Genomic DNA, 11,928 nt, shown 5'->3' on the forward strand with positions numbered 1-11,928 from the left:
ACTGTATAAATATACAGGTATTCTAGCCCAAGATTTCGAGTTTGAGGGTTGGAGGGCGGGTTCAACTTTCTTCCCTCCACTCGCTATCTACCGTCCCTAATTGACCATCAAACACCGTGGCCGCATCGTTTCAAGATTACTTGAATCTTTGAATCGACAGGTCTATGATGCCGCCATGGACTCGAACCTCGTTGTACGCGCGCTCGGCGCGCTCGCTCATGAATCGCGCCTGGCGATCTTCCGCGCACTGGTTGTCGCGGGCCCCGAAGGCATGCCGGCTGGTGAGATTGCTCAGCAGCTTGGCCTCTCGCCGTCTGGCTTGTCGTTCCACCTTAAAGACCTGTCGCATGCGGGCCTCGTCAACAGCGAGCAGAAGGGACGGTTCATCTTCTATTCAGCCAACTTCGATGCGATGAACGCACTGCTCGGGTTTCTGACCGAGAACTGCTGTGCGGGCGCTGACTGTTCCGTTCAAGCTGTGTCGCAGTGCCAAGGAGCTAAATCATGAAACGCATGCACATCCACGTTGCTGTCGAAGATATTGATGCGAGCACCCGGTTCTACGTTGCCATGTTTGGAGGCGCGAAACCGACGGTATCGAAGTCGCACTACCGCAAATGGGAGTTGAGCGATCCGAAGGTCAACTTCGCTATTTCGCAGCGTGGCGTAAAGCCCGGCATTGATCACCTTGCATTCAGGTCGAATCGGACGAGGAACTTGCCGAGATGCGAGCGCGTTTCGCGAGCGCTGAATTGCCTGTCACGAATCAGACGGCGACGACCTGCTGTTATGCAAAGTCGGATAAGACCTGGACCGTGGACCCACAGGGCGTCGCATGGGAGACGTTTCAAACGCTTGAGCACGCCCCTGTTTATGGAGAGTCGCGCGATCGTTCGCGCGAAGCCCGCGTTTCTTCAAATGCCTGCTGCGCCGGCGCAGATCTCAATCGGAGCAAGACGTGAACGACAAGACCTACAACATTCTGGTCCTTTGCACGGGCAACAGTGCCCGAAGCATCATGGCCGAGGCGCTTTTAACACGCTAGGCAAGGGTCGATTCCACGCGTTCAGCGCAGGCAGTCACCCGTCAGGCGCGGTCAATCCGTTTGCGATCGAGCGCTGCGAGTCGCTGGACTACGACACGGCCGGGCTGCGCAGTAAGAGCTGGGATGAGTTCGGTGCACCCGACGCGCCGCAAATGGACTTCGTGATCACCGTGTGCGACCAGGCGGCTGGCGAGGTGTGCCCGATATGGCCCGGTAAGCCGATCACCGCGCACTGGGGTTTTGAAGACCCTGCCGCATTCGTGGGCAGCGACGAAGAGAAGCGCGCGGTCTTCACCAAGGTCTATCGGCAGATTCTGACGCGGGTGAGCCAGTTTGTGAACCTGCCGTTGCACGTACTCGATCGCAATGCCGCCCAGAATGAAGTGCGCGCGATTGGCGAACGTCCCGCCGAGGAATCCAATGGGCAGCACTGATTCGGTCGCTCGCGCGAGCCGTCCGGTCATTGGCTTCTTCGAGCGATACCTGACGGTGTGGGTTGCGCTGTGCATCGTCGCGGGCATCGCGCTGGGCCAGTGGTTGCCGTCCCTTTTCAGGCGATCGGTCGCATGGAATTGGCGCAGGTCAATCTGCCGGTGGGCGTGCTGATCTGGGTGATGATCATTCCGATGCTCATCAAGATCGACTTCGGCGCGATGGCGCAGGTCAAGGGCCACTGGCGCGGGATCGGCGTTACGCTGTTCGTGAACTGGCTCGTCAAACCTTTCTCCATGGCGCTACTGGGCTGGATATTCGTGCGCCACGTCTTCGCCGCCTGGTTGCCCGCAGCGCAACTCGACAGCTACATTGCCGGCCTCATTCTGCTGGCTGCCGCCCCCTGCACGGCGATGGTGTTCGTCTGGTCGCAGCTTTGCAAGGGCGATCCCTATTTCACCTTGTCGCAGGTGGCGCTGAACGACGCGATCATGATTGTCGCATTCGCGCCGATCGTGGCACTGTTGCTTGGCCTGTCCGCCATCACCGTTCCCTGGAATACGCTGATCGCGTCGGTGGGTCTCTACATCATCATTCCAGTCGTCATCGCGCAGTTATTGCGTCGCGTGCTGCTCGCGAAGGGTGAGACCCACTTCAATCGCACGGTGTCCCGCCTCGGGCCTTATTCGATTTGCGCGCTGCTCGCCACGCTGTTGCTGCTGTTCGCGTTTCAGGGGCAAGCAATCGTCCGGGAGCCGCTGGTCATTGCGATGCTCGCAGTCCCTATTCTCATTCAGGTGTTTCTGAACTCCGGGTTGGCCTATCTGCTGAACCGCAAGCTCGGGGTCGCGCACTGCGTGGCGGGTCCGTCCAGTCTGATCGGCGCGAGCAACTTCTTCGAACTGGCCGTTGCTACCGCCATCAGCTTTTTCGGGTTCCAGTCTGGCGCGGCGCTGGCGACAGTCGTTGGCGTACTGATCGAAGTGCCAGTCATGCTGCTGGTGGTTGGCGTCGTGAATCGCTCGCAGCGCTGGTACGAGACGGCCTGAGGAGCGAGTGTGAGCGCCATAATCATTGCACACGAGACCGTCGGAAGTGACGTCGGTCTGGTCAAGGCCCTGGTCCGTGACGGCCTCCCGGTCGATGACCTCAACGAACCGCAGCGCCGCTTTTTCGGGTTCACGACGCTTGCCGGTTCGCACGTCGGATACGGCGGCTTCGAACAATACGGGCGCGATGTGCTGATCCGCTCGGTGACAGTCGAGCCAAGCTGTCGAAGCAAGGGCATCGGCCGGAATCTCGTTGCGGTGCTGCTGCGTCAGGCCTTCGACGCGGACGCCAGAACTGCGTGGCTCCTTACGACTGACGCACAAGCCTTCTTCGAGAAGACCGGATTCAACCTTGTGAGCCGCGAGACCGCGCCTGCCGCGATCCTCGCCACGCGCCAGGCCGTTGAACTGTGCCCGGCCACAGCGATTTTGCTCTCACGCCCCATCACCCCGTAGCTCTTTAGCCGCTTCCATACGATGTCCACCGATCTTCCGAACGTCAGTCTTTCTCATCTCGACACGCCCGATCTCACAAAGCTCGAACCCCGGACGATCTCGGATCATCCGCCGCGCATCTTGCTGCTCTACGGTTCGCTCCGTCCGACCTCCTATAGTCGCTTGCTGACACTCGAGGCTGAGCGCATCCTTCGCAAGTTAGGCGCCGAGACCAGAGTGTTTGATCCACATGGTCTGCCACTCGCCGACAGCGTGCCCGCCGACCATCCGAAGGTCCTCGAATTGCGCGAAGCGTCCATCTGGTCCGAAGGCCAAGTTTGGTGCAGCCCGGAACGACATGGCGCGCTGACCGGCGTGTTCAAGAACCAGATCGACTGGCTGCCGCTCGACTCCGGAAGCATCCGGCCGACGCAAGGGCGAACACTCGCGGTCATGCAGGTGTCGGGCGGCTCGCAATCCTTCAACGCGGTGAACGCTTTGCGCGTGCTCGGCCGCTGGATGCGCATGGTGACCGTTCCCAATCAGAGTTCGGTAGCCAAGGCGTTCCAGGAGTTCGATGAGAGCGGTCGCATGAAGCCCTCGTCGTACTACGATCGTGTGGTCGATGTGATGGAGGAACTGTATAAGTTCACGCTACTCGTGCGCGACCGCTCAGATTACCTGACCGACCGGTACAGTGAGCGTAAAGAGAAGGCTCCGGCATCAGTTTCCGTCCTCGCCAATGCAGCCATGAGCCATGAGCACAGCGCACAGAACGCCGACACCGACGACAGTGAAGTCGAGTAACTCGACGGATCGCGCCGAATCGCTGGCCACCGGGCGCTCGCGCTCGCCCAACTGGTGTCGTGGGGCTCGGTCTACTATTCGTTTTCGCTGCTGGTCGTACCCATGGAGCAGACCATGGGCTGGAGCCGCACGTCCACGAATGCTGCCCTCTCGCTCGGACTGCTGGTCTCGGGTTTCGTGGCGTATCCGGTGGGCAAATGGATCGACCACGGGCTCGGACGTCGAATCATGGCCATTGGATCGCTGATCGCGGCCGCCATGCTTCTGATGTGGTCGGCCACATCGTCGCTCACGATTCTCTTCGTAGCGTGGATCGGCTTGGGCCTGTCGATGGCTGCGACCTTCTATGACCCGCTCTTCGCCGTGCTCACGCATCGCTATCCGCTGCGATACAAGACCAAGATCACACTGGTGACGCTCGTTGCGGGATTCGCGAGCACGGTTTTCATTCCGGTCACGCAGTTCCTCGTGGATCTGGCCGGTTGGCGTCTCGCGCTCGTCGCACTTGCCGCGTGCAATCTAATCATTTGCCTGCCGATTCATGTCTTCGCAATCCGCTCCTCACGAATCGACCCGAACGCTGCCCAGCCGAGCGCGGAGCGCACGGCGGTCGATGCTGCGGCAACGCGACGTGCACTGCGCACGCCTACCTTCTGGGCGCTCGCACTGTGCTTCACAACCTACTACGCGACCTTCGCCGCGCTCACATTTCATCTGGTCCCGTTGATGGTCGAGCGCGGCGTCACCAACACGGTCCTGGACATCACCATGGCGCTGATAGGACCCGCGCAAGTCATCGCCCGCGCGGTCTGGTTCGCATTCGATCGCAAGGTCACCATCACGACAGTTGGTTTCATCGTGGTGACACTCTTTCCCGTCTCGACGGTCGTCCTGATTGTGGCTGGCAAATCCGCTGCGCTTTTGTGGATCTTCGCGCTCTGCTATGGCGCCGCCAACGGAATGATGACGATCCTGCGCGGCACGATCGTCCAGCAGTTTCTGTGGACGGAGGGCTACGGCGCGATCAGCGGCATGCTGTCGTTTCCGTCGAACATTGCGAAGGGCATCGCGCCCATCGCAGCGGCCAGCATCTGGGGATTGACGGATGGATATGTCGCCGTCGAATGGACGGTGTTGCTTGTCTCCGCGCTATCCGCCGTCAGCTTTTTTATCGCAGCGAAGTGCGCGTCGGCACGTCCCTCTTATCGGTGAGTCGATTCGGGAGCAGCGATGACTTACAACGGTCAACGTGGTGACTTAAAGCGTGCGTAGAGTGTTTGCTTTTTCTGTCGAGCGATGTTCGTCAGCATCAAAGCAAAGGTCCTCACGGACGAAACCGGCGTCTACACTGAGATCCCCGCCCTGCTCGCCGCGACGGGGATACTCGAGCCGCTGATTGATTATTTCCTGCATAGAAGCCACGATCGCAGTCTGGAATGGATGCGCAAGGTGACGCGATCGGTGCGGCTCTTTCTTGAGTACATCCAACTCAACCCCGCCGAACGCGACCCTCATCGACTGTTTCAGAATTTCGCGAAGCGCCTGTGATACAGGAACGTTCAATCGCGAAACAGGAATCGACGCCACGGGCCTTTGCTGGCCGCCTCGCTCGCCGCACGACGCGGCACGCATCATCATCCATTTGAGCGACTTCTTCAATTGGTTGGGCGAAGTTCGTCCTGAAGCAGCCAGCGTCAATCCTCGGTACGTCGGCAGCACGTTCGATCGACAGATCGATGAAGCCGCTTACCAGTATCGTAGAAGCAAGGCCTTCCTTGGGCATACGTGGGCGTCGAATGCCACCGCGCGCGCCACAGGATATTGGCTTCGCTACCGGAGAATCCCGAAGGTCGCGCGAGGTGAGCCGCCAGCTTTTCCAGAACGTCACTTTGAAGCGTTGCTCTTCAAAGGCTTTCGCAACGGCGATCGTTACGACTATCGTGGCATCTTGATCACGCTACTGCTCCATGGCGCGGGATTTCGAGAGTCGGAGCCTTTTCACCTTTACGTTCAGGACGTATTTCCAGATCCACAGGACCCGCGTCAAGCCAAGGTCCTCATCCACCATCCGCACTACGGGGCCGCGCCTGCTGACTGGTGCGACGAGCGAGGACGACCACGTAAATCGAACCGAGCAGAATACCTCGGCCAGCGCTTCGGCCTTGTGCCGCGTACAGAACTTGATGGACCGTCGGCATGCTGGCTGGAAAGGCGGCATGCACGACGGTCCGTACTACAAGCAGGCGTACTGGTTCGTGCCGGAGTACGGCGAGTGGTTTCTGGAACTTTGGCATCGCTATCTGAAGCAGCTTGCGCATTTCGATCGGGATCATCCGTTCGCTTTCGTGAACCTGCGGCGCGCACCCTATGGTGCGATATACACCCTCACGCAGTACAACAAGGCTCACGCGGCCGCGTGCAAACGCATTGGCCTCGAAGTTGGCAAGGCGCTTGGCACAACTCCGCACGGGCACCGACACGCCTACGGCCAGCGTTTGAAGCACGCGGGAATCGACAAGCCGATGATTCGCCGCTTCATGCATCACGCATCGATCGAGAGCCAGGAGATCTACACACAAGCAAGCTTTAGCGAAGCCCGAGAAGCACTTCAGCAAGCGGCGCACCGGCTGGATGGACTTCTTACGACGCCTCTGTCCGATTTGGTCCGTTCATCTGACTAGCCACATCTCCACGTGACCGAGCAAACACATGTACAAGACCTCTCCAACTAAACCCAAGGGGCGTCGCAAGGCGGCAAGGACCGAGCGCAGCATGCGACGCGATTCGGATGCAACCCTGACCTGGGTGGTGGAGTTCTATCCAGAACTTGCAGCCCGGAGAGGCTTCGCCTTGGAGTGGCTCGGTGGGGAAACGCATGGTCTACACCAAAGGCTGCAGGCCCTATCGACTTTCTTCGAGCGCTACCTCATTCTGCAGAGCCTGCCGCTGGACCCGAGTGTATTCCTGGCGCAAACGACACAGGTTCCAGAATTTCACCGAACGGCGTGTCCTGACTCTCCTTGGGGCATCAGCGCGAACAATCTTATCCACGCTTTTCTGCAGTTTGTGTTGCTTCGGCATTTCAGTCAGATTGGTAAAAACGATAACGCCGTATTAATGCAGGGCTATCACAACCCGGTACGTCGTATGTCGAAAGCGGGGTTGCCGAAGCGCGGCGAGAGCGTTTATTCACCACTGCCTTATGGCTACATCGACCAACTTCGGCAGATGCTGGCGGCGGGACCCCATTTTCGCGATTGGCAATGGGCACATGGTGCGCTCGGGAGCAAGATCGGCCATATGGGTGCGAGCGCGCCTGATTGGCTCGACGTGACTGAAGACGAGATTGATCGCGACGATCCGGATTGCGTCTGGCGCATACGTAAGCTGAGTCGAAACTATCGCGGTGGTCAAGTGTTGCAGATGTGGAGTCCAGTCCGATGGGTTGCACTGCTTGTGAAGCTTATCTTGCCCTTACGAACTAGCCAGGTCCGCGTACTTGACTCCGGAGAGGCAGACACCTGGCGCTATGCGGCAGGACGTTGGGAGCGAAACAGCAGCGAGATAGCAGAAGGAAGCGAATCTCGGCCGCTACAGCAGGGTGTGTTCCGGCGCGACTATGATCGCAACAACAACGAGAACGCACTGGCGATCCTCTATATCAACACGAACAAGACCGCCGACGTCTCTAAGTCAGGGCCAGAGAAGGGCTATTTACTGCCATGGACGCACGGCGGGGCGCTTCACCAGAATGTTTTCTACTGGATCGAGAAGCTGCGCAACTGGCAAGAGAAGTACAACCCCATCTCGCGTCGGACCTCATGGGCAGAACTTGATCGTCGACATATCATTGCCAAGACTGATTTTCAGTTGGCGCGCTATCCTGACGCGTGCTTTCTCTTCCGATTGCCAGAATATCCAACGGCACGAATGCGTAACTTTCCGCTTCAGGATCAGGCGCTCAATTCGTGCTGGTTCTATTTGCTGAAGGCATTCGAATCACGGCTCGCCGGGCGTTCCGAAACTCACCACAACGGAACACCGATTCGGCTGCTGCCGCCCCAGTCCAAGAAGAGAACGTTGTTCCCACTTCACAGTTTGCGAGTCTCCCTTGTCACTGCACTGGCCTTGGAAGGACAGGTGCCGTTCCCTGTGCTGCAGAAGCTTGTCGGTCATAGCCGGTTGGTCATGACCTTGTACTACACCAAGCCTGGAGCCACCCATATTCGCGACGTCCTCCTCGATGCGAAGGCTCGCCTGGATGCAAATAAGAATGCGAGCATTCAGAACTTTCTGCTCGATACCGCACACGACGAACTTGTCCGAAGTGCGATCTGCAATAGTGTGAGCAGTGTTTCAGATGCAATCCCTGAGCATCCAGCGGCAAGAAACGCGTTGGGCTGGATGCCAATGCACCACGGCCTTTGCCTCGCTGGAGGAAACGCCAGCGATTCGATGGAGAATCGTTCGATTGGCGGATGCCACAACGGAGGTCCGATGGTTTTGCCGGGGACTGCCGTTGGCAACGCAAAGCACGCTCCCGTTCCGGGAGGGAATCGCAACTGCGTTCGATGCCGCTGGTTCGTGACGGAGCCTCACTACCTTCCATCGCTCGCCGCGCACTTCAACACGATCGCCTACCATTTCGACGAGGCCCGCAATGCTTGCCTCGCGAATGAACGCGTGCTTCTTGACCTAAAGAAGCAGAAGGCTGACGCTGAAGACGCTGGCGAGGTCTTCCTTCATCTCGATGCCTTTCGGCAAGCTGAGCGCGTGTGGGAAGGATCGATGAAGCGATTTAACGACTTCGCGGAGGATCTCACCGCTTGTTGGCGGCTCATTGAGCGCTGCAAGGCTGCGCTCGACCGGGCCGTCGAAGACTCTACTCAACTAGTGGCGGTGGGCACCGCGAGCGATGTGCACATCGCGTTCGAAGAGACCGAATCGGAATTGCTTCAGCTCGCTGGAGTTTGCGACGATGTCGAGCTCTATCCGGATCTCGATGCAGGCAAGGCAGTATTCCGTCGTAGTCAGTTGCTCGATGCCGTGCTTTATCGCGATCACCTTGCGCCCGTCTTCATGACGCTGGGCGAAGAAGAACAACTCCGCGTTGGCAACGCATTCATGCGCCGTCTCGCGCGGCAGATGAACCCCGCTAATCCAGTGCTGGGAACGCGGCAGGTCATCAACCTGATGGACGCCGGCCGGAGTCTCAGCGAGCGATTTGGCATTGATTTCGCCACGTTTCTGCCGGAATGCAATGCCACCGGCATGCTCAAGCGCAAGCCTCAACGAATCGACGAGTCGCAAGCATGAACAGCGCGACATTCGACCACCCGAACGTGCTTCTCGGCACGCTGCTCGCCAAGGGTGGTCGTGCCCATCGGCTTGCTAGGCTAAAAGCGCTGCACGAGATTTGTCGCAGGCATCAGGAATCAGGCTCGCGCGATTTTTCTCTCTCAACCATTGGTCGCCTGGCCGAGGCGGAAGGCGTCCTAAAGGGACGCGTCCTCTACAACATGCAATCGGCAGACTACCGCGAGCTGATTTCGGCCTGGGCGACGTATGCCGGGCCACCGACACTTCGACCATCGAAACCGCTGGCAAGCCACGAATACCTCATGCGTATTCACGACCCCGCGATCCGCTCCATCATGCAAGCAATCATCGGGGAACGAGACAAGCTCCGGGCCGAGGTCAACCTTCTGAAATCCAACGCGCAAGTCGTCGTGGATCGACGCCCAATCGGTGTGCGCGCGTCAGGAGACGCCATCGCGTTGCCAACAACGACAAACGGCCACAACGCGCAGCTCACTCCTTCAGAACGTGAAGCGCTGGGGAAGGCGGTCTCTGCCGACTACCTCGAAAGACATGGCTTACACGAAGGCAGCCATGGCGAGATCGTGAACGAACACGGTCGGACAGTGTTCGATGTCGGCTTCGCGCGTGCAATACGAAAGATCCTCGGAGCCTGAACAGCCGATAACCGAAACGATGTATTTCGATGTATGCATACATCGAAACGGAGAGTCCTTGGCGACCCCACCGCAGAACGCTTTCACGCTTTTCGCCCTCAAACTATGTACTCCACGGGTATAGGTCCAAAGCGACGGATGAAGGGATTCGGGAGAAATGGAGGATGCGAGCATGATGCCACCCACAACTGTATGGATATACAGTATATGGCAATGCGCTCGCGTCGCACAGCACCGGTGCAAAACCGGTTTTCGTCAGAGGAAAAACGACGGGAAAGCCGGCGCGGCCGTCATGTTACGCCGCGCCGGAGCAAGCGTGGCCGGATCGTGTCGCCCGGCCGGGCCTGCACGCCAACCCGCCGGCGAACCGGCACGATGCAACACCCCGCACCGCGCCGCGCCGGCCCGCCGGCCGCCCGTCAGCCGAGCAGCAACGCGTCGTCGTCGAGCTGCTCGTGGCGCACCTTCTCGAACATCTGCAGCAGGTCCGGCACGTCGAGCCCGCGACGCGCGTCGCCCGACACGTCGAGCACGACCTGCCCCTGGTGCAGCATCACCGTGCGGTCGCCGTAGTCGAGCGCCTGCCGCATGCTGTGCGTGACCATCATCGTCGTCAGCTTGCTCTCGGCGACGATGCGCGCGGTCAGCTCCAGCACGAACGCGGCCGTCTTCGGGTCGAGCGCGGCGGTGTGCTCGTCGAGCAGCAGGATCCGCGACGGCCGCAGCGACGCCATCAACAGGCTCACCGCCTGCCGCTGGCCGCCCGACAGCAGCCCGATCCGGTCGGTCAGCCGGTTTTCCAGCCCGAGGTTCAGCAGCCGCAGCTTGTCGCGGAACAGCTCGCGCGACGGCCGGTCGAGCGCGGCCCGGAAGCCGCGCCGCGCACCGCGCGCCATCGCGAGCGCCATGTTCTCCTCGATCGTCAGCGCCTCGCAGGTGCCGGCCATCGGATCCTGGAACACGCGCGCAACGAGGTGCGCACGATCCCACGCGGCCTTGCGCGTCACGTCGGTGCCGTCGATCGAGATGCGTCCCGCATCGACGGCCTGGTCGCCGCTGACCGCATTGAGGAAGGTCGACTTGCCGGCGCCGTTCGAGCCGATCACCGCGACGAACTGGCCGTCGGGAATCTCGAGCGACAGCCCGCGCAGCGCGCGCGTCTCGATCGGCGTGCCGGGATTGAACGTGAGTTTCAGGTCTTGTGCGGACAGCATGTCAGGCCCCTCCGTTCTTGCGAGCGAACAGTTTCTTGCGCGTCGCCGGCAGCACCAGCGCGATCGTGACGAGCGCGGCCGTCACGAGGTTCAGATCCTGCGCCTTCAGCCCGATGAATTCGCTGTTCAGCGCGAGCGCGATGAAGAAGCGGTAGACGATCGCGCCGAGCACGACCGCGAGCGTCGTCAGCACGAGCCGGCGCGCCGGCAGCAGCGTCTCGCCGATGATCACGGCGGCCAGCCCGATCACGATCGTGCCGATCCCCATCGAGATGTCCGCACCGCCTTGCGTCTGCGCGAACAAGGCGCCTGCGAGCGCGACGAGCGCGTTCGACAGCGCCATCCCGGCGAGCGTCGCACGGCCGGTCGCGATGCCTTGCGCACGCGCCATCCGCGGGTTCGCGCCGGTCGCGCGCATCGCAAGGCCGAGCTGCGACGAGAAGAACCAGTCGAGGCCGAGCTTCGCGACCACGACGACGATCGCGAGCAGCGCCGGGCGCAGCACGTAGTCGGGCATCCAGTCGGGCTGCAGCACGGTGAAGATCGTCGGCTCGGTGATGAGCGGCACGTTCGGCCGGCCCATGATCCGCAGGTTCACCGAATAGAGCGCGATCATCATCAGGATACTGGCGAGCAGGTCCATGATCTTCAGGCGCACGTTGAGCCAGCCGGTGATGAAGCCGGCCACCGCGCCCGCGACGATCGCGATGCAGGTCGAGCTGAACGGGTCGTAGCCGGCCGAGATCAGCGTCGCGGCGACGGCGCCGCCGAGCGGAAAGCTGCCGTCGACGGTGAGGTCGGGGAAGTTGAGGATGCGGAATGAAATCAGCACCCCGAGGGCGACGAGGCTGAAGATCAGGCCGATCTCCAGTGCGCCCAGAAACGAGAACAGAGACATGATGGGGAAATCCTGTTGCTTCCCGGCCTCACGTGTACGGCCGGGCGAAGCGAACGGGCGGCCCCGGGTGGGA

At 60.4% G+C, this 11,928-nt stretch carries 10 protein-coding genes and 3 pseudogenes; 11 read left to right on the top strand and 2 right to left on the bottom strand.

The window, feature by feature from the left end:
* Positions 1-175: 175 nt before the first annotated feature.
* From LXE91_RS03140 to gmtX, 11 genes and pseudogenes are all read left to right on the top strand, one after another.
* On the top strand, positions 176-508 hold the full coding sequence (locus LXE91_RS03140) for an ArsR/SmtB family transcription factor (protein ID WP_012431285.1): 333 nt from the start codon (positions 176-178) through the stop codon (positions 506-508).
* Positions 505-962, top strand: a pseudogene (locus LXE91_RS03145) (ArsI/CadI family heavy metal resistance metalloenzyme). Before LXE91_RS03140 ends, LXE91_RS03145 begins: the two are co-directional and overlap by 4 nt.
* Positions 959-1,479 (top strand): annotated as a pseudogene (locus LXE91_RS03150) (arsenate reductase ArsC). Before LXE91_RS03145 ends, LXE91_RS03150 begins: the two co-directional pseudogenes overlap by 4 nt.
* Positions 1,466-2,526 (top strand): annotated as a pseudogene (gene arsB, locus LXE91_RS03155) (ACR3 family arsenite efflux transporter). The pseudogenes LXE91_RS03150 and arsB overlap by 14 nt, the downstream one beginning before the upstream one ends.
* 9 nt (positions 2,527-2,535) lie before the next feature.
* On the top strand, positions 2,536-2,982 hold the full coding sequence (gene arsN2 / locus LXE91_RS03160) for an arsenic resistance N-acetyltransferase ArsN2 (RefSeq protein WP_012431288.1): 447 nt from the start codon (positions 2,536-2,538) through the stop codon (positions 2,980-2,982).
* A gap of 21 nt (positions 2,983-3,003) precedes the next feature.
* Positions 3,004-3,768, top strand: coding sequence for an arsenical resistance protein ArsH (gene arsH, locus LXE91_RS03165; protein WP_012431289.1), 765 nt, complete (start codon positions 3,004-3,006; stop codon positions 3,766-3,768).
* Between the two features lie 18 nt (positions 3,769-3,786).
* Positions 3,787-4,980 carry an MFS transporter gene (locus tag LXE91_RS03170; RefSeq protein ID WP_481622969.1) on the top strand — a complete coding sequence of 398 codons (1,194 nt, stop codon included), beginning with the start codon at positions 3,787-3,789 and terminating at the stop codon, positions 4,978-4,980.
* Between the two features lie 84 nt (positions 4,981-5,064).
* A complete protein-coding gene (locus LXE91_RS03175; protein WP_278068112.1) occupies positions 5,065-5,316 on the top strand; it encodes a hypothetical protein in 252 nt (83 codons plus the stop codon).
* Between the two features lie 668 nt (positions 5,317-5,984).
* Positions 5,985-6,449: a site-specific integrase gene (locus tag LXE91_RS03180; RefSeq protein ID WP_223821070.1), complete on the top strand. Its 465-nt coding sequence runs from the start codon at positions 5,985-5,987 to the stop codon at positions 6,447-6,449.
* Positions 6,450-6,477: 28 nt separating this feature from the next.
* Positions 6,478-9,084: a gamma-mobile-trio integrase GmtZ gene (gene gmtZ / locus LXE91_RS03185; protein ID WP_278068113.1), complete on the top strand. Its 2,607-nt coding sequence runs from the start codon at positions 6,478-6,480 to the stop codon at positions 9,082-9,084.
* Positions 9,081-9,743 carry a gamma-mobile-trio protein GmtX gene (gene gmtX / locus LXE91_RS03190; RefSeq protein WP_012431293.1) on the top strand — a complete coding sequence of 221 codons (663 nt, stop codon included), beginning with the start codon at positions 9,081-9,083 and terminating at the stop codon, positions 9,741-9,743. Before gmtZ ends, gmtX begins: the two co-directional genes overlap by 4 nt.
* Positions 9,744-10,162: 419 nt before the next feature.
* On the opposite strand, the gene LXE91_RS03195 is transcribed toward gmtX, so the two are convergent.
* Positions 10,163-10,957, bottom strand: coding sequence for an ABC transporter ATP-binding protein (locus tag LXE91_RS03195; protein ID WP_039346172.1), 795 nt, complete (start codon positions 10,955-10,957; stop codon positions 10,163-10,165).
* A gap of 1 nt (position 10,958) precedes the next feature.
* Positions 10,959-11,855 carry an ABC transporter permease gene (locus tag LXE91_RS03200; RefSeq protein ID WP_039346181.1) on the bottom strand — a complete coding sequence of 299 codons (897 nt, stop codon included), beginning with the start codon at positions 11,853-11,855 and terminating at the stop codon, positions 10,959-10,961.
* Positions 11,856-11,928 lie beyond the last annotated feature (73 nt).

The organism is Burkholderia contaminans (genome assembly GCF_029633825.1).
Taxonomy (GTDB): domain Bacteria; phylum Pseudomonadota; class Gammaproteobacteria; order Burkholderiales; family Burkholderiaceae; genus Burkholderia; species Burkholderia contaminans.